This window comes from Opitutaceae bacterium (genome assembly GCA_015075305.1).
GTDB lineage: Bacteria > Verrucomicrobiota > Verrucomicrobiia > Opitutales > Opitutaceae > UBA6669.
Genome location: JABTUS010000002.1, coordinates 507,512 through 526,431, shown reverse-complemented (window position 1 = coordinate 526,431; position 18,920 = coordinate 507,512). Strand labels below are relative to the sequence as shown.

The window sequence follows — 18,920 nt, the reverse complement described above, 5'->3', positions numbered from 1 at the left end:
GTGCCCCTCCAGATGGGGGAAGAGTGCGTGTCGTTCCAGATGGGGAGAGATTCCGTCCAATTCGAGATCTCCGATCCCCTCTCGCCTAGACAGATTCCTCGATAACCGGATTGGTGAGGGCGCCGATGGCGTCGACTTCGATCGTCACAGTGTCGCCTGCTTTCAGCCACACGGGATTGGGCTTGGCCGCCATGCCGACTCCGTGGGGCGTGCCTGTCAGGATGACGGTGCCGGGGACGAGCGTCGTGCTGCCACTGAGGAATTCGATGATCGTGGGAATGTCGAAAATCATGTCGCCGGTGTTCCAGTCCTGAACGGTCCTGCCGTTGAGAATCGTGCGGATCTTCAGCTTCGACGGATCGGTGATTTCGTCGGTTGTCACCAGACACGGGCCGAGGGGAGAGAACGTGTCGAATGTCTTTCCACGGCACCATTGTCCGCCGCCGAACTTCAACTGCCAGTCGCGGGCGGAGACGTCGTTGGCGCACGTGTAGCCGAGCACGTAGTCGAGTGCGCTGGCGCGCGAGACGTTCTTGCAGGTGCGGCCGATGACCACGGCGAGCTCGCATTCGTAGTCGACCTCGTGACTCGCCAGCTTGCGCGGTATCTCGATGGGCGCATTCGGGTGCTGCAGGGTGTTGACGCCCTTGTAGAAAAGCACCGGATAGGTCGGCGCTTTCATGCCGCTTTCGGCCGCATGGTGCCGGTAGTTGAGTCCGACGCCGAGAATCTGCGTGGGCACAATAGGCGCGAGCAGCCTGTCGACGACGGCGACTTCGGATGTGATTTCGCGTGTGCCATAGGGATCGCCCTTGATGACTTGATGCCGGCCGGGCGCGGTTTCGGCGGCGTAGCGAATTGTGCCGGATTTGTCGGAGTAGCGTATGATTTTCATGGGAAATCTGCGGGAGGATTATTGGATCGGACCCTTGGTCTGCAGGTAGGCGATGAGATCGGCTGCATCGGGCTCGCTGAGTGAAGAGAGCAGACCGGGAGGCATCAGCGAGACGTCGAGTCGCCGCAGAGTTTTGATCTGGTCGCGCGCGACGGAGACGCTTTCCGCCTGGTTGATGAGCGTGATGGCGGACGGCGTTTCGCGTTGGATGATGCCCGCGTTCATGCGGCCGTCCTTGGTCTCGATGGTGACCAACTGGTAGTCGCGGCCGATGTCTGCGTTGGGATCGACGATGTTGCGGAGCAGGTAGTCGAGATCGGCGCGGTTGGATCCTGTGAGCTCCGGGCCCACGGAGCGGCCGTCCGTGTACAACTGGTGGCAGAGGGCGCAGGTGTTGTTGAAGATCTGTCGTCCGCGCTTGAGATCGGCGGCTGCGAGACGTGCAGGCGTGAGTTCCCTCTTCCAGACTTGAATTTCGTCAGTTGCGCTCTGTGCAGTCTCGTGGCTCACGCCCCAGACTTCCGCGAGAAGCCGGTCGAGGTCAGCGTCCTTGTGAAAACGAATCTGCCGCGCGAGCGAGGCGTCGAGGTCGCTTTTCGGAACCGTGCCCGCCTTGACGGCCTCGAGCAGGCTGTGTGCGTAGGCGGGGCGTGCGGCGAGCAGGGAGAGGGCGGCGCGCTTTTCCTCAGCGGTGAACGACGAGTAGAATTTGAAGATTGCCTCGGGCGTCGTGGGCGCGTCGTAGGCGGAGAGTCCGCGCAGGGCGAGGAGTCTGAGGCCTGGTTCGGCGAGCACGCTCTGGTAGGTTGGCGCGAGCTGGAAGTTCAGGGTTTCGTTCATCAGCCGAAGTGCGGCCTGCCGCGCGACGAGCGGCGCAAAGCTGTCACGGGCCACCCATGTCTTTTTCCAACCGATGCTCGAATCGCCAAAACGGACGGCCAGGATGTCGGACTGGGCGATGAGGTCGGGGTTCGCACTCATGCCAATGGTCGCATAGGCCTTGGCCCAGGATGGCGGGGGTGAGAGCTTCGATCGGCCCTCGGTGCTGGTCAGCATGCTGGCGAGAAGTTCATGCTGGTAGTCGGGGTCGCTCGCGGTGGAGAGGGCCTCGGCAAAGGTTTCGAGTCCGCCAGCGGCGGACACGCCGGATTTGTCGGCATTTTGTGCATCCGCCAGCGCTGCGGCGCGCCGGGTGAAGTAGGAGCGCAGCGCGGTGAGCGGAGTGGCGGCGGCGAGTTTGGAGGCGCGCGCTGAATCGACTGCGACCAGCGGTTCGGCAGCGTACCAGTAGAGCAGGGGCAGGTTGGTGTCGTCGGCGTCATCGCCGTGGCTGAGCAGCCCCTCAACGACCTCCCAACGGGCGGCGACGGGAATGCGCTGCGCAGCGGAGGCGAGGAATCGGCGGACAACGGGCGAGGCTTCGGATTTCGCCATGGCACCGAAGGCGGAGATGAGGGTGGGCGACGGTGTCTTGTCTTCGCACATCAACTGGATGGTCCAGCCGCGCACGTAGGCTTCGGAGGATTTGAGAAACTCGAGGGCAAGCGTGCCGGTGAGTCCGCGCGTGGCGTGAAGTGTCCAGAGCGCGCGCAGTTTGCGGGTGACGTCGGGGTTGTCGCGAATGATCGCGAGCAGCGCCGCGTGCACGGCGGGATCCGGTCCGCGTTCCTGCAGGATGATCCGCGAGCGGCGAACGAACCATTCGTTCTTGTGAAGTTGATTTCTGACGAGCTCGGCGCTGGAGAGTTTGGCGAGATCCACCTTCACCGGCGCAGGGGTTCCATAGCTGATCTTGTAGATGCGACCGTTCGTGCGATCCTGCGGCTGCTGCTGGTGGCAGGCGCGCGCGTCGTACCAGTCGCTGTTGAAGATCGATCCATCCGGGCCGATTTCAAGTCGCAGGCCGCGGAACCAGAAGTCGTTTGCGCGCATGAAATCGGGTGCGTGCGAACCGATGTACCCGGACCCGGTGGGGGTGAGCTTGTCGTGATTGATGCGGCTGCCCAGGACATTGTGCGTGAACAGTGCGCCGCGGTATTCGTCCGGAAAGTTGTCGCCGAGATAGATGAGCGTGCCGGCATGCGCGTGGCCGCCGCCCGCGGCTTCAGTCCCACCGGCGCCGAATCGCGATTTGCTCCAGTCCACGCCGCGATCGTAATGGAGATGGTCAGCGATCGTCTTGATTTCGCCGTAAACGTACGGATTGAAGTGAGGACCGGATTGGCGCTGATAGTATCCTCCCTGGATCACATGAAAGAGGTGCGGGATGACGCAGGCGGTGACGAAGGAGTCGCCGAGGTCATTGAAATCCAGCCCCCATTGGTTGCTCATTCCCTCGGCGAAGACCTCGAAGACTTTTTTTGTGGGATGGTAGCGCCAGACGCACGCGTTGAGCGGGATGCGCTCGTTGTCGTGGGCTCCTGGCTTGCCGACGTTGGAACTGGTGAAGACCCCTTGGTTCCCGTAGAGCCAGCCATCGGGGCCCCAGATGAGGCTGTTCAAGGTTTCATGCGTGTCCTGCGCTCCCCAGCCGTCGAGCATGACCTGCGGCGGCCCGTCCGGGATGTCATCGCGATTCCGATCGGGAATGAAGAGAAGGTAGGGAGGCGAGCCGACCCAGACGCCGCCGTGCCCGACGGCGATGCCGCTGCCGAAGTTGATCTGGTCGTAGAAAACCTTCGAGGTGTCGTGACGACCGTCGCCATCGGTGTCCTCAAGAATCAGGATGCGGTCGTGGCCGTAGGGCGACCAGTTGGGGTAGGCGTAGTTTTCAAGCACCCAGAGCCTGCCCCGTTCGTCGATGGTGAACGCGATTGGCTGGTGCACGGCGGGCTCACTGGCGTAGGGCGTGGCGTGAAACCCGGGAGGCAGCGTCATTGTCCTTGCGGCGACCTCGGCTGTCAGCCCCGTACCTGTCCCCACGGGGAACTCGCCCTGCTGGGCGCGCAGGCTTGAGAACGCCAGCAGGGCGATCAGCGAAAGGGACAGGTTGTTGGAAGTGTGAATACGCGACGGACGACGGATCATGGTGGCGGGGAGGGGTTGCGAGCGGTGATGAACGAGAAAGTGGGACACTGAGAAGGAATATCAGGGCGTGGCACCGTTGAAGCGCGACCAGGTTTCGTCGAGTGGATCGCCCTTCGAGCTGCGGCCGCGATGACGCCAGGTGTCGCCGGTGACCTCGCCCGAAAACTCCAGTCTTGCCCCGACGCGGGAATTATCGCGGGAAAAAAACTCGATTTGCTCGACGTACTTGCCGTCATTAAATGTGTAGGTGCCGCCTCCGGTGCCGGAAAACTCACCGGTTTCGACATTGATGGCGACCCATTGGAACCAGGTGCCCGAGAGGATCTTCAAGGTCCGGCGGGCGCGAAGCGGCATTTCGGAAAACTTGCCGTTGGAGTGGCGCCCGGTGATCCGCCAGGTGCCGGCCTGCGGGCCGTGGCCGTTGTCAATGCGGATCCATTTCTGAGTGACGCCGCTGGAGTCGGTGACAGTCAGGTTCTTGCCGGAGACGGCGATCTTCGCGGAGGCGGGTTTGCCGACATCCGACTTGTCCTTGGAGTCGAACTGGAGGCGAACTTCAACGTCGTCGCCATGGACGACATACGAGCCGCCCCGGGTGCGAACGAAGGCGTGTTTTTCGTGTTCGAACCATGTCTGCGACCAGTAGTCGGGTGCTATGATCAGCACTTGTTCGATGGGTCCGGACGCGTGCCAGGCACCGACCAACGGGGATTGACTTGCGGCACCTCGGGCAAAGCTGACGGAAAATACGCCCGCCAGCGCCAGGAAGCATATCAGGGGTTTGGGTTTCATAGCTGAAAATACCGTGGCAACGCGGTGGCCTTGAGCAAGCTTGGAGGCCAGCCATTGAAGGAAAATGGGTGTTACCTTGTGTAAATTAGAGCGTTGTATTGGGGCACTGAGGCCAATTCCGCAGGGACAGACTGATTGCGAGGTTCAGAATATCGCCGAAATTCCGGATAATATTTCTATACGCTTTCATGGAAATTTCAGAAGTACGATCGAAGTCATGTGCAGAAAACTGGCGTATGAAGCTTTCGAGGCGGGGTGGATTGACATTGAAACTGAGTCTCATCATCTATCCCGGAGCCTGCTCATGTCTTCCGGCGAAAAAGTAAAACCCGATGATTTCCGATTGCCGTTGTGCCAGCTTCCGGCGGGCGAGTGCGGTCGGGTTTACGAATTGGTTGGAGAGGGAACCTTCAAGCAGCGCATCCGTGAGCTCGGATTTGGGGAGTCGTCGCTTGTGACAAAAATTTCGGGTCGGTCCCCGGTGATCTGCTGCGTGAATGGCACTCGTATTGCGCTGAATCACGGTGCTGCGAGCCAGATTCTGGTGGAGCGGTGCGTGAATCGCGCCTGATTGGAGCGGGATATGGCTGAGAAGATTCCTCTTTCCGGGCTTGCTGTCGGCGCCACCGCCGTGCTCCGCGAGTTTCCCCGGACGGGACCGGCATTCCTGCGCATGCGGGAGATGGGACTCCTGCCGGGCACCTTGGTGAAGCTGTTGAGGACGGCGCCATTGGGCGATCCCTTGGAGATTGAGATTCGCGGGTATCGACTGACCCTGCGACGCAGCGAGGCGGACGTCGTCCTCGTGGAGCCGGGAGCGAAATGAGCCTGGGTTCCCCTGACGCTCCTGGAGGGCCGGTCCGGGGCATTTCCGCGCCTGCCCGCCATGTGCCGACCTATGCCTTGGTTGGAAACCCCAACTGCGGCAAGTCGACCCTGTTCAATGCACTGACCGGGCTCAAGCAGAAGGTCGGCAACTATCCGGGAGTCACGGTTGAAAAGAAGGTCGGAACCGCCTATTCGCAGCATGGCCAGCCCATCACCATCATCGATCTGCCGGGCGCGTATTCGCTCGCGGCGCGTTCGCCCGACGAGGCGGTGACGCGCGACGTGCTGCTGGGGCGCCGCGCGGACACGGTGGCTCCGGATCGCATTCTCTGCATAGTCGATGCGACCAATCTCGAGCGCAATCTGTACCTGGTTCACCAGATTCTCGACCTGGGGCGGCCGGTCATCCTCGTGCTGAACATGATGGATCTCGCCACCAAGGCGGGTCTCCAGATCAGCGTTGGCCGGCTCGAGAACGAACTCGGCATACCGGTCATCCCGTGCGAAGCGTCGCATGGCAGGGGCCTGATCGAGCTCAAGGTTGCCATGAGCCGCGTGGACCTGCCGCTGCCGCGTCACAGCTGGACCATACCGGCGCCGATTGCGCCGGCGGTTTCCGAGCTCCAGGCGTCCCTGGTCGACCACAGCCGCAAGACGGCGCTCACGGCACGCGCGGAGGCGCTGCTGCTGCTGACTGATCAGGACACGGTGAGGGTGGCGGGATCGACGCCGCTGGACGCCCGGACTCTGGCCATCCTGAACACCTGGCAGAAACGCTGGGAAACCGAGGGCACCGACTGGGCGGGGTCGCTGGTGAGTTCGCGCTACGAGGCGATCGGCCGCCTGTGCGCCGAGGTTGTGCGCGCTGGCTACGCGGACCGTTCGGCGGCGAACGTCAGCGACCGTATTGACGAAGTGGTTACACCCGCTCTGGGGATGGGCCATTCTTGGCGCGATCATGGTCGCGCTTTTTGTCAGCATCTTCACCCTTGCGGAGTATCCGATGACGTGGATCGACGACCATGTGGCGTCGCTCGCGGACTGGGTGAAGGGCGTCATGCCCGCGGGCGATCTGCGGGATCTCATCACGGACGGCGCGATCGCCGGCGTGGGCGGCGTCGTGGTTTTTCTGCCGCAGATTCTCATCCTGTTCTTTTTCATCGGGCTCCTGGAGAGCACCGGGTACATGGCGCGCGCGGCATTCATCATGGACCGCCTGATGAGCCGCGTGGGGCTCAACGGAAAGAGCTTCATCCCGCTCCTCAGCTCGCATGCCTGCGCGATTCCCGGCATCATGGCGACGCGCACGATCGAGGATCCCAAGGACAGGCTGGTGACGATCCTTGTGGCGCCGTTGATGAGCTGTTCGGCGCGTCTGCCCGTCTATCTTCTGATGATCGCCGCGCTCGTGCCCAATGACCGCGTGCCGGTGATGACGAAGGTCGGCATCATGTTCGGGCTCTATGTTGTCGGCTATTTCGGCGTGTTCGGATTCGCCTGGCTGTTCAAGCGCACGCTCTTCAGGGGCAAACCTCCGGTGATGATCATGGAGCTGCCGCCGTACCGGCTGCCGCGCATGCGCGACGTGATCCTTCACATGGTCGAGCGCGCGGGCCTCTTCCTGAAGCGCGCGGGCACGCTGATCCTGGCGATTTCGATCATGCTCTGGTTCCTTTCGGCGTATCCAAAATCCCATGACGGAGCGACGCCCCAGGAGCAGATGACCCACAGCTTTGCCGGCAGGGCGGGGCACGCGCTCGAGCCGCTGATCAAGCCCCTGGGCTTCGACTGGCAGATCGGCATCGGGCTGGTCGCATCGTTTGCGGCGCGCGAGGTGTTTGTCTCGACGATGGGCGTGGTCTTCAATGCGCAGGACGACGGCACGGAGTCGACCCCGCTGCGCCGGGCCCTGGTGGCGGCGAAATGGCCGGACGGCCGGCAGCTCTTCACGCCGCTCACCTGTGTTTCGCTGATGCTTTTCTACGTGTTTGCGATGCAGTGCATCAGCACGCTGGTCATCGTGAGACGCGAAACAAACTCCTGGCGCTGGCCGCTTTTCCAGCTAGGTTACATGACGTCGACCGCATGGATCGTGAGTTTCGTGGTCTTCCAAGGAGGCCGCGCGCTCGGATTTTAGCCGTTGACCGTCAATCGAACCATTTCGCCGCCGATGTCGCCCGTTCAAACCATCCTTTCGCAGGTTCCCGCCGAGGCAGCCATGCAGTCCTGGCTGGCGCTGGCGGTGGTGGCGGTTTGCGCGGTGTGGCTGACCCTGCGGCTGTTCGGCAAGGCGCGGAAGGGCTCGGATTGCGGCGGTGGCGGGTGTGGCGCGGTGTCGAAGGACGTCCGCAAACTGCAAGTGCACCTCAAAAAGCGGTCCCATCGAGGAGCTTTCAGGTAGGGATTCACGAGGCATGTGCGGGAGAATCCGGCCCTGCCTTGATGTGAATCAATAAAAGTTTCCGCCCACCACCGGTAGTGGATTGACGAGACGCGGACCACATTCCGTAGTGTGCGCCTGCGGATGCAATTGTCGGCATAATCAGCTTGCAAGGTGCGCTCCGCATACCCTCGTTCTCCCGTGGCTTTTCCGTTTTTTCGTTCGTTTTCCAATCAGGTTCTGCCGCTGGCGGGAGGGCTTTGAGCGGGGCGCGTGATGACGGACCTAGCCCGACAATTCCCCTGACAACCGGCTTCCGTTCCATGGGAGCCTCAACGTTCATCCGTCCGTCATATTTTCACCATGAATTCCGCCGTCCTGACTGAAACCGAAACCGAATCCAACGAAACCCCTCCCATCGCGCCTCAGCCGCCAAGGGCGTCGCGCCTGCTCAATCGCGCCATCCCTGCGGCCGAGCGGCTGGTGGTCAAGCGGGACGGCACGCGGGTGCGGTTTGACCAGAACAAGGTGGCCCGTGCGATCGCACTCGCGTTTTTTGAGGAGCGCACCGGAAACACGGCCAACCCTTATCGCGACGATCCGCTCGCGTGCTACGGACTGGAGAGCGCGGCGTTTGCCGAGGTCACGCGCATCGCGACCGCGGTCACCCAGATGCTCGAGCTTTTCTACCGCGACGGCCGCCATCCCACGATCGAGCAGGTGCAGGATGCGGTTGAGAAGGCCATCGCTGCGGCGGGGCACTGGGAGGTCGCGCGTTCGTACATGCTTTACCGGGCGCGGCGGGCGGAGCGCCGGCTTGCCCATTATGCGGACAGCGGCTTGTCCGACTACATCGCCATGGCGAAGTACGCGCGGTATCGCCCCGAGCTTGGACGACGGGAGATTTTCTCCGAGGGGGTCGAACGGGTGCGCGACATGCATCTGGAGTTCTTTGCCGGGAAGCTGGATCAGCGCCTGGCTGCCGAACTGCCCGCGGAGATTTCTGAGATTGCCGGCGCGGGGGCCGCGCTGCTGCGCGAAACCTGGGGCGGGGTGGATCTCAGGGGGGTGATAACCGACGCCTTCGGGATGGTGGCTGAGAAGAAGGTGCTGCCGAGCATGCGCTCGATGCAGTTTGGTGGCCAGGCGATCCTGAAAAACCACAGCCGCATGTTCAACTGCAGCTTCTCGAACGTCGACCGCGTGGAGTTTTTCCGCGAATATTTCTTCCTGCTGCTCAGCGGCTGCGGCGTGGGCTTCTCGGTGCAGCGCCACCACATCGCGCTGCTCCCGGATCTGCCAAAGCGGCCTGCGGAGAACGAACTGCCCGTCGTGCATCACCATGTTGTTGACACGATCGAAGGGTGGTCGGATGCGCTGCATGCGCTGCTGACCTCGTATTTCGAGGGAGCGAAGGTCGAGTTCGACTTCTCGTCGATCCGGCCGCGCGGTGCGCCGCTGAAAACTTCGGGCGGAAAGGCGCCGGGTCACCTGCCGCTGAAGAAGGCGCTGATCCACGTCGAGCGGATCCTCGATGCGTCCAACGGCCGCGCGCTCCGGCCGATCGAGGTTTACGACATCTGCATGTACATCGCCAAGGCGGTGCTGGCGGGCGGCATCCGCCGCTCGGCGACGATCTGTCTTTTTTCCCCCGATGACGAGGAGATGACGAATGCGAAGACGGGCAGCTGGTTCGAGCAGAACCCGCAGCGCTCCGCCTCGAACAATTCAGCGGTGCTGTCGCGCGACCAGCGCAGCGAGGAGTATTTCAAGAGGCTCTTCAAGGCGCAGAAGGAGTTTGGCGAGCCCGGTTTCTATTTCTGCGATCATCCCGACGCGGGCTGCAATCCCTGCGCCGAGATCAGCCTGCTGCCGATCGTGGACTGGGATCTCAGCCCGGAGGAGCGCTCAGCGCTTTTCCACCACGGCTATCAGGGCGATCTGCCGGGTGCGTCGCGGCTGTCGGGTTTTCAGCACTGCAATCTGACCACGATCAATGGCAATGCGGCCACCACGGAGAAGGCGTTTTATGAGGCCTGCCTCGCGGCCACCGCCATTGGCACCCTGCAGGCGGCGTACACCGACATGCCCTACCTTGGCCCGGTCACGCGGCTGATCAATGAGCACGATGCTCTGCTCGGCGTCTCGATCTGTGGATTCATGGACAATCCGGCGGTGCTATTCGATCCGCGCATACTCGAACAGGGCGCGCGACTCTGCCGTGCGGCAAACCGCCTCATCGCGGGGCTCATCGGCATCCGCCACGCGGCCAAGATCTGCACGACCAAACCCGAGGGCACGGCGTCGCTCATCCTCAACGCAGCCTCGGGCATCCATCCACATCATTCGAGGCGGTACTTTCGCCGCGTGCAGGCCAACCGCATGGAGCCCGTCTACCGGCATTTCAAGGCGACCAACCCGCAGATGACCGAGACGTCGGTGTACAACCCGGCGACGGATGACGTGATCACGTTTCCGGTGGAGGCACCGAGGAAGGCGATCCTGCGCAAGGATCTGACTGCGGTGCAGTTTCTCGAGCTGGTTAAGCTGGTGCAGCAGCACTGGGTCATCGCGGGAGCGAACCCGGATTCACGCTCGCCGAGCTTGAATCACAACGTGTCCAACACCTGCACGGTGCATGAGGACGAGTGGAACCAGGTGTCGGAGTACATCTGGACCAACCGCGAATTCTTCACGGGCATCTCACTGCTTCAGGATGCCGGGGACAAGGCCTATGCGCAGGCGCCTCGCGAGGAGGTCACCGTGGAGAACGATGTTCACCGGTGGAATTCGCTCCGCCCGCACCGCGTCGACTACACGGAGATGCGCGAGGCGACGGATGAGACGGAGCTCAAGATGGCCCCCGCCTGCGTCGGCGGCGCCTGCGAGATCGTCTAGCCCAATCGGCCCCGCCGCCTTCGCAATATTTCGCTGGAGACGGACGCACCGTCACAATACTTCCCCGCAGGGGCATGCTCCCTCACAACATTTCACTGGAGGGACACGCTTCGTCACAATATTCACCTGGAGGGGCACGCTTCGTCGTGCCCAGGGAGCGTCGAACGCAAGACGCCGCCGGACCAATTCCATCCCCCGCATCGTCCGACTTGATCACAATTGTCGATGCACACGGCCACGCCCCGCTCTTCCGACTGTCACTGCGCACCACATTGCAGCAGCCCGCCGAATTCACTGTGCCGCAAGTGTCACTGCGGACCACCATCTTCAATTGAGCGGTTTCAAGTCAATAATGCGAAAGGTGAGGTTTGACCCTTTTTGTCTCGGAAGACAAAGTTTGCGCATCGAACAATATCGTCTGCCGGGAAGATGGCTTCACAACCTGCTTTCGGGTCGCCTTCGTTGTCGGGGCCCCAAAAATTTCACTCGCGTTTTCGCTTTCGGCCGCCACATAGGCTGAGCTCTCTTGTGAACACCCCGGGCGCATCGGACACCCCTTCGATCCAACAGCAGACGCAATGGTTTGCCGAGCAGGTGCATCCTCATGATGCAGCCCTCAAGCAGTACCTGCGTTCTTCCTTTCCCTCAGTCGTTGATGTCGAGGATGTGGTGCAGGAGTCGTATCTGCGGATCTGGCATCGACAAATGCTGCAGCCCCTCGTTTCCGCACGCAGTTTCCTCTACCGTGTCGCCCGCAATCTTGCTGTCGACAATCTCCGGCGCACAACGATCTCACCCATCATACCCGCGACAGAAAGCATCCGTCTGGGTGCGGCCGACGACAACCCTGATGCCGCCGAAACCGCGAGCGGGAAGGAGGAGGTTCAGCTTCTGCTCGATGCAATTGAGGCGCTGCCGCCGCGCTGCCGCGAAATTCTAGTGCTGCAAAAGCTCCATGGGCTGTCGCTCAAGGAAATCGCCGAGCGGCTCGGCATAACCGAAGGCACCGTGCAGATTCAAGGAGCGAAAGGCATGCGGCGCTGCGCTGAGTATCTGCGTGAGCGGGGATTGGGCCGAAGGGAGGTCGCATGAGGCCGGAAGAAGAGATAGGGTGGGAGGATGTCACGGATATCGCCTCCAGATGGCTGTTTCGACGAGGTGCGGGACTTTCAGCTGCTGAGGTTTCCGAATTGGAAGCGTGGAAAGCGGCGGATCCGCGGCATGCACGCGCGTACGCCGACCTTGAGCGCGATTGGTCCATTCTTGAACGTCCGCTCAACGACGGTCGTGCACAGGCTGTGCTTGATCAGTTCGGCGCGCGCGTCCGGTGCCGTCGACGCCGCCGGGTTGCCTGGGCAGCGGCGGCGTGTTTCACTTTCCTGGGCGTGAGTGCACTGTGGTGGACGGCGCCCTCGCCCATGCCCAGCCAGCAGCGGGTCGCCATTGTTGCTCCAACCACACGCACGCTTCCGGACGGGAGCGTCGTCGAACTTAGACCTGGCGCTGAGATTGCGGTGGATTTCAGTGGCGCCACCCGGGCTGTCACGCTGATGTCCGGTGAGGCGCATTTTCAGGTTGCCCACGATGCAAAGCCCTTTGTCGTCGCTGCCCGAGGTGTCGAGTTCCGCGCGGTCGGCACCGCGTTTTCCGTGGAGCTGGCGGAGGAATCCGTTGCTCTTTTGGTCACCCAGGGCACGGTGGCGGTTGAGAAAACCGCAACGTCCGCAGCTTCTCACACGCCGGCAGTCATGTCGGAGCCGGTTGACAGGCTGGCGACAGTCGATGCCGGCAACCGGATCGTGGTTCCTTCCAACACCCCTGCTGTGCAGCATTCACTTGTCGCCGTTCCCGTGCCCAGGGAAGAAATCTCCGAACAACTGGCGTGGCGCGTCCCACGGATCGACTTCACTCATACTCCCTTGTCGGAAGCGATCAATCTGATGAACCAGCACAACCAGGCCTACATGCAAATGACACTCGATGACAGGGAGCTCGGCAGCCTGCTGGTGAGCGGTCTCTTTCGGGCCGATCGCGTCGACGCATTCGTGGGGCTATTGGAGACAAACTTCGGCATCGAGGCTGAAACCAAGGTAAACACCATCCATCTTCGGAGGAAGCGTTAAGAGGCATCGCAGCGGCGCAAAAAAGTGCGCAGTCGCATATGGGATTTTGCCGCCGAGTTCGTGGTGAAACCTCATGACCCAACACTATTCGCGGCTTGGATCCCTTCGGTCGCGGCTCCTACCTGCCTTCCTAATCAAACTGGCCCTTCTGGCATTCGCTCCCTGTCTTGCAGCTCTCGCGAGCGATGCACGACTGATCAAGTTTGAACTTCCGCAAGACACGGCCGAGGTTTCGCTCAAACGGTTTTCTTTACAGGCAAACCGCGAGGTCCTTTTCAGTGCAAGCATTGCCGAAGGCATCCGCACCAATGCCGTCAATGGCCGCATGACTTCCACCGAGGCGCTGAACCGCCTGCTTGACCGCACGGGCCTCGTTGCGGTGGCGGATGCAAAAACGGGAGCGTTTTCCGTCAAGAAGGATGAAGGAGCGGAACAAAAAAACGACCTGGGGGCGGCGAACAACCGCCCCGCTGAGCCAGCTTCCCGCGCAACCAGCGCAAGCGCGTCGGCGGGCACCGGCGCGATAACGGGGCGCGTCTACAAACCCGCAACCGGCGAATACGTCCGCAATGCCGAGGTCAGCGTCGCGGGCACAACTATCAGCACGGATTCTGACTCTTCCGGTTTTTACAGCTTGGATGACATTCCAGCGGGCAACGTCGTTGTGGTGGTCAAGGTAATCGGCTACGAGCCGGCGTCGGCGTCGGTCAGCCTGCTTCCAGGGCAGCGTGCGACCCGCGATTTTGATCTGCATGCACTCGGATCGGAAAGCAAGGAAGGTGGGGTGGTGAAGCTTGAGGCGTTCGAAGTGACGTCCGAGCGCGAGGGCAATGCCAAGGCGCTCCAGGATCAGAAACGCAGCATGAACATCAGCAATGTTGTCGGATCGGAAGTTTTCGGTGACACCGCCGAGGGCAATGTCGGGGAATTCCTGAAGTACCTGCCCGGAGTGGATCTCGAGTATGTGCAGAATGACGCGCGCGGTCCGAGGCTGCGAGGCATGGATCCAAGGTACGTGGGGTTCACCATGGATGGCATAAAGCTGGCGAGCGCCGACGCCTTTGGCCTCACAGTCGGCACCAACAACAGCGGCACCGACGACAGTCGCGCGTTCAGCTTCGAATCGGTCTCGTTCAGCTCGGTCGATTCGGTCGAGGTCTTCAAGACACTGAGCGCCGATCTTGATGCGGATGCGCCGGCGGGCGTGATCAATCTGCGTTCAAAGCGAGCCTTTGATCGCAAGGGGCGTCGGATCTTCTGGCAGGCGAATCTGACAGGCAATGGGGAAGATTTTTATTGGAAGAAGGGTTATGGCCCATTTGACGGAAAGCACCGCAAAATGCGTCTCGGCGGGATGCTTGAGTATTCGGATCAGTACTTTGGCAATCGCCTTGGAATCGTCGTAAATCTCAATCGTTCCGACGTGTACAGCGCGAACCGGCGCGTGGTCATGGGTGGCATCAATCGCGACACAACGGCCACCGATCAACGGCCGGCAGTTCCTCAGCGAATTGTTTTTGTATTCGCTCCCAGTCTGCGCATGCGCACTTCTGAGACGATCACCGTCGATTTCAAGGCGTCATCGAAATTCAATGTCGGGCTGGTTGCGACCTTCAGTCAATTCGAAGGGTGGATCGACGGAAGGCAGTTCACATTCCAGACGTCGTCGGACAACAACGCGGCCACGGGCCGGGGATCCGTCCTCGGTAACGACCCCATGGTGGAATTCACGACATCCCCGGCCAGCGGCTCGCAACTGGCAATGGCCGGCTCTGCCAATATCAAGCTGACGAATACAGTGACGCTGTCTCCGCGTTTCGATTTCAAACCGACACCCAATCTTTCCTTCGAGGGACGCTTCAGCTTTTCCCACGCAAAAAACGATTACGAAACACTCGCTCGCGGTGTCGTGGGTGCCCGGGTGGGTGCGATGACCAGAGCCAATAGCGGGCTTGTTTTCCGGGGCGAACGCCCGTCGCCAACATCGGCGCAATGGACAATCACCCAGGTTGCTGGCAAGGACTGGGGGGATATCGCCAGTTACGTGAACCCAAACTTCATCGCCGATGCGGACCTGCACCGGAATGATGTCGCCACGGGAGAACTCTCAGGACAGTGGCGGGTGCGGCGCGGACCGCTCAATTTTTTGAAGTTTGGCATCAAGCACCGCGAGGAGAAGACCAAGTACAGCGACGCAAGCACGTGGTCTGTCCAAAGCTATACGGGGCCGGCTGGAACCGTGACGCCATCGTGGGCCGGTTATGAATCGCCAACGTTGAATGACATGGGGACAATCGGCGCGAACATCTTCTCCACCTCCGGCAGGGCACCGGTCCATCCGGGGCGCCAGATTGTCGCCCAACTGTTCCGGGAACATCCCGAATACTTTACGCACACGGGCGCCACGGCGGCAAATTACTACACTTCCTTCATCGGTTCCGTCCGGGATCTCACTGAAGGGGTCGACGCGGCCTACCTGCTGGCCAACACCTCGATTGGGAAACTGCAGATTCAGCCCGGGCTGCGCATGGAGGAGACTTCCACGGAAACCGTGACATTCGATCAGCGGCCCCGCAGCGATGTCCTGGCGGCTGGCTACACCGTCGATGCGACCGGCCGCGCGAACACGATTGAGGGTTTGAAATACCAATATGAATCGCTGCCGAAGCTCAATCGCAAGGGCGGCTACCGCGATTGGTTTCCCAGCGTGGGCTTGAAGTACGACATTACGGAGAATCTTATCGCGCAAGCCGGCTTCAGCAAGGCCATCAGCCGTCCGTCGCTCTTTGCGCTCAGCGGTCCTGTGACAATCAACGAAGCAACGTCGACCATCAACGCGCCCAATCCCGGGTTGTTGCCGGAGCGATCGGACAACTACTCCGCACGGCTTGCCTATTACTTTGAGCGGGTGGGCACGCTGTCGGTGGGAATATTTCAGAATACGATAGAAAACTTTCGCGGCCTTTTCGAGTTCTCGGACCCCGGGAGCATAGCCGCGCTCGGCTTTGATCCGAACGAGTATGCCGGCTATACCGTCAACACACAGCGCAATGTCGCGGGTTCCCGCCGTTTCCGCGGCATGGAAATTGAGTACAGTCAGGCGTTGACCTTCCTGCCGGGTGCCCTGCGTGGCCTCAACATTTTCGCCAACTACACGCGCAACTACGCGTCCGTCCGCCGGGGTGGATTGGCGCCGCACAATGTCAGTGCTGGCGTTTCCTATGGTTACCGGCGTTTCAATGCCAATATCAGGGCCATCTGGATGCCCGATACTCCCTGGACCCAGAACATTCAGGAACGCTATCGAGAGGAGCGAATCATGACCGACCTTGGTGCCAGCTTCAAGATCAGCGATCGAATCACGCTCTCTGTCGGCGGACGCAACATCTTCAACACACCCTACCGGCTCCTTGAGAACCATCCTGAAGGCCGGCAGATTTACTGGCACGAAATCTACGGCTCAATGTGGACCTTCTCGATCAAGGGCAGCTTGTGATCCGCATTGGAGGTTCCGCCGGCGACGAAGCTGCTGGCGTGGGCAACTCCTCCCCCCACTGCTTCTGAGGTCAACGTCCAGCAAGGATGGGATTGCAGCCGTTGCCGGGGGGCGGCCATGCTGGGCCTCCCGGTCATGATGAAATTGTTATCCCTTGTCTTCCTTGGACTGAGTACCTTCACGTTCGCGGCTTCACCTGCGACCAAGCCGTTGCGCGCGCTGCTTGTCACTGGCGGTTGCTGCCACACCTACGAGACCCAGAAGGTCATTCTTTCCGAAGGGATCTCGGCCCGGGCCAATGTCGTTTGGACCATCGTCCAGGAGGGCACCACGCGGGAGCATCGGGCTTCGATCTATGAGAAACCCGACTGGTCGAAGGGCTACGATGTCGTTGTCCACAACGAATGCTACGGCTTCGTTGACGACGTGGCCTTCGTCGAGCGCATCACCGCACCCCACAAGGCGGGGCTGCCCGCCGTGATGATTCATTGCTCGTCGCACAGCTATCGCCGTGCGCAGACGGATGAATGGAGAAAGGTGATCGGGATCACGTCGATGAGCCACGAGAACCGGCGTGATCTGCTGGTGAAGTCCAACGGCACGAATCACCCGGTGATGATCGGCTTTCCAGACGAATGGGCGGACCCGCAGGATGAACTCTACAAGAACGAGAAAATCTGGCCGGGCGCCATTCCGCTGGCGCGCGCCTATGGGGTTGAGACCAAGAAGGAGCATGCTGTCATTTGGGTGAACACGTACGGCAAGGGACGCACGTTTGCGACCACGCTAGGCCATCTGGATTCGACGGTCAGCAGTCCGGTGTTCCTCGATCTGGTTTCGCGCGGGCTGCTCTGGGCTTGCGGCAAGCTCGACGACAGCGGCAAACCGAAGCCCGGGTACGGGCCTGAGGGAAGGTAGTTTGGACCCGGATCGGCGATTGCGCCGAAACCGAGCGGACTCAGTTGCTGAGCTCGAAGAAGACGCGAAGGCGTTTCATCACGTTGCCGCGAGCCGCCTCCACCTTCGCTGGTGGCATCGTTGCAATCGCCATCTTTTCGTTCGCCAGCTGGCGCTTCAAGAGGATGTCGCTCAGCCGCTCGAGCAGCGCGGGGTGGGAGGTGAGCAGTTGGGAAAGGGAATTCTTGGTGATCTCGATCGCGGTCACCTCGTCGCACGCGGTGACGGTGGCCGTTCTCTTTTCGCCTGTCAGGACGCACATTTCGCCGAGGCAGTCGCCGGCATTCAGAGTGGCGGCCGTGACGTTTTCCGCACCGCGGGCTATCGTCACCTCCACACGCCCCTTTACGAGGAGAAACATCGACGCCCCGTCCTCGCCTTGTCGCACGAGGGTTTCGGACGCGGCGAAAAGGGCGGTCCGGCCCGCGGAGAGCAATTCCTCGATCTGGGGATCGCTGAGAAAGTCAAAGGTGGGATTGGCGCGCAGCGCCTGGGCTGCGGTCACGTGCAGTGTCTTGTCCGATGCAGGTGATAGGGCGCGGTGGAGCGTGAGCTGGGGATAGGGAATTTCAAAGCCGGCGCGTTTGGCCGCGTACCAGCAGTGCACCCGCACGTCACTCATCACGGGGTCCATGAGGCCGTGGTCCTCGATCCAGACATTGATTTCGTAGATGATTGCGGAGTCGGCGAATTCCTTCAGGTAGACTACGGGTGCGGGATCCGCGCAGACGCCCGGCACGCTCGCAGCCGCCTGCTGAAGCACGCGCTGGGCCTGGGCGGGAGGGACGTCATAGTGGAGCCCGATCAGCGGCTTGACGGCGTGCCTGCGAGTGGGTTTCTCGAAATTCAGTATGGCCTGTTTGACGATGTTGCTGTTGGGCACGTCGATCATCACGTCGTCGTTCGTGATCAGGCGGGTCGTGCGCCAGGAGAGCTCGATGACCTTCGCGTGGGTTCCCTCGATCTGCAGCCAGTCACCTGGCGTGAATGACTTGTCGAAATGCAGCCCGATGCCCGCGATCAGGTTTCCGAGAAGGTCCTGCATGGCGAGGCCGAGGATGATCGCGATGACGCCCGAGCCCGCGAGCAGGCCTGGAACCTGGACCTTGTAGACAAACTGAAGGACCAGGATGACAGTGATCAGGATGACAACCAATCCGGTGGCATCGGGAAGAACCCGTGGCACATGGCCGGATTCGCCGGAGCCGGCACTGGTCCCGCGGAACCAGGCGACGCGATTGACGATTCGTGCGAGGGGAAATGCAGCCAGCAGGAGCGCCATGGCGCCGATCTGCTGAAGTGCTGTGGCGCGCCACGGTGATTCCCACCGGCTGAGGTGAATCCCCATGACAATGCCGGAAAGGAGTGAAAAGCCGTGGTACGTCCACCCGAAACGAAGTCCCCGGGCGCGGCGCAGGGCCTGCGCCATCGCGATGAGCACAAGGTAGGAAACCAGGCCGACTCCGACGATGACAAGGGAGTCGCGCAAGCCGGGGAGATTCTCGGTCATTGGGGATCTGGATG

At 61.4% G+C, this 18,920-nt stretch carries 12 protein-coding genes and 1 pseudogene; 9 read left to right on the top strand and 4 right to left on the bottom strand.

The window, feature by feature from the left end; all coding sequences use genetic code 11:
* Nucleotides 1-85: 85 nt before the first annotated feature.
* From HS122_06655 to HS122_06645, 3 genes are read right to left on the bottom strand one after another with little or no spacing between them, the layout of a single operon-like run.
* A complete protein-coding gene (locus tag HS122_06655) occupies nucleotides 86-895 on the bottom strand; it encodes a fumarylacetoacetate hydrolase family protein (protein MBE7538074.1) in 810 nt (269 codons plus the stop codon).
* An 18-nt stretch (nucleotides 896-913) separates the two neighbouring features.
* A complete protein-coding gene (locus HS122_06650) occupies nucleotides 914-3,922 on the bottom strand; it encodes a c-type cytochrome (protein MBE7538073.1) in 3,009 nt (1,002 codons plus the stop codon).
* Between the two features lie 60 nt (nucleotides 3,923-3,982).
* Entirely contained in the window at nucleotides 3,983-4,714 is a 732-nt protein-coding gene (locus tag HS122_06645) for a membrane or secreted protein (GenBank protein ID MBE7538072.1), read from the bottom strand.
* A 64-nt stretch (nucleotides 4,715-4,778) separates the two neighbouring features.
* On the opposite strand from HS122_06645, the gene HS122_06640 reads away from it, so the two are divergent.
* The 9 genes and pseudogenes from HS122_06640 to HS122_06600 all read left to right on the top strand — a co-directional run bounded on the left by HS122_06640 (nucleotide 4,779) and on the right by HS122_06600 (nucleotide 17,357).
* Nucleotides 4,779-5,285, top strand: coding sequence for a ferrous iron transport protein A (locus tag HS122_06640; protein ID MBE7538071.1), 507 nt, complete (start codon nucleotides 4,779-4,781; stop codon nucleotides 5,283-5,285).
* A gap of 12 nt (nucleotides 5,286-5,297) precedes the next feature.
* Entirely contained in the window at nucleotides 5,298-5,540 is a 243-nt protein-coding gene (locus tag HS122_06635; GenBank protein MBE7538070.1) for a ferrous iron transport protein A, read from the top strand.
* Nucleotides 5,537-7,679: pseudogene (gene feoB / locus HS122_06630) on the top strand (ferrous iron transport protein B). Before HS122_06635 ends, feoB begins: the two are co-directional and overlap by 4 nt.
* A gap of 33 nt (nucleotides 7,680-7,712) precedes the next feature.
* On the top strand, nucleotides 7,713-7,943 hold the full coding sequence (locus HS122_06625; GenBank protein MBE7538069.1) for a hypothetical protein: 231 nt from the start codon (nucleotides 7,713-7,715) through the stop codon (nucleotides 7,941-7,943).
* 342 nt (nucleotides 7,944-8,285) lie between these two features.
* Nucleotides 8,286-10,820 carry a recombinase gene (locus HS122_06620; GenBank protein ID MBE7538068.1) on the top strand — a complete coding sequence of 845 codons (2,535 nt, stop codon included), beginning with the start codon at nucleotides 8,286-8,288 and terminating at the stop codon, nucleotides 10,818-10,820.
* 528 nt (nucleotides 10,821-11,348) lie between these two features.
* Entirely contained in the window at nucleotides 11,349-11,912 is a 564-nt protein-coding gene (locus HS122_06615; GenBank protein MBE7538067.1) for an RNA polymerase sigma factor, read from the top strand.
* Nucleotides 11,909-12,943 (top strand): FecR domain-containing protein, encoded by a 1,035-nt coding sequence (locus tag HS122_06610; GenBank protein MBE7538066.1) that lies wholly within the window; start codon nucleotides 11,909-11,911, stop codon nucleotides 12,941-12,943. The genes HS122_06615 and HS122_06610 overlap by 4 nt, the downstream gene beginning before the upstream one ends.
* A gap of 73 nt (nucleotides 12,944-13,016) precedes the next feature.
* Complete coding sequence (locus tag HS122_06605; protein MBE7538065.1) at nucleotides 13,017-16,439, top strand: TonB-dependent receptor; 3,423 nt, start codon at nucleotides 13,017-13,019, stop codon at nucleotides 16,437-16,439.
* Nucleotides 16,440-16,577: 138 nt separating this feature from the next.
* Nucleotides 16,578-17,357 carry a ThuA domain-containing protein gene (locus HS122_06600; protein ID MBE7538064.1) on the top strand — a complete coding sequence of 260 codons (780 nt, stop codon included), beginning with the start codon at nucleotides 16,578-16,580 and terminating at the stop codon, nucleotides 17,355-17,357.
* A 40-nt stretch (nucleotides 17,358-17,397) separates the two neighbouring features.
* On the opposite strand, the gene HS122_06595 is transcribed toward HS122_06600, so the two are convergent.
* The gene (locus HS122_06595) at nucleotides 17,398-18,906 is read right to left on the bottom strand and encodes a mechanosensitive ion channel (protein ID MBE7538063.1); all 1,509 of its coding nucleotides are present in this window, start codon (nucleotides 18,904-18,906) and stop codon (nucleotides 17,398-17,400) included.
* Nucleotides 18,907-18,920 lie beyond the last annotated feature (14 nt).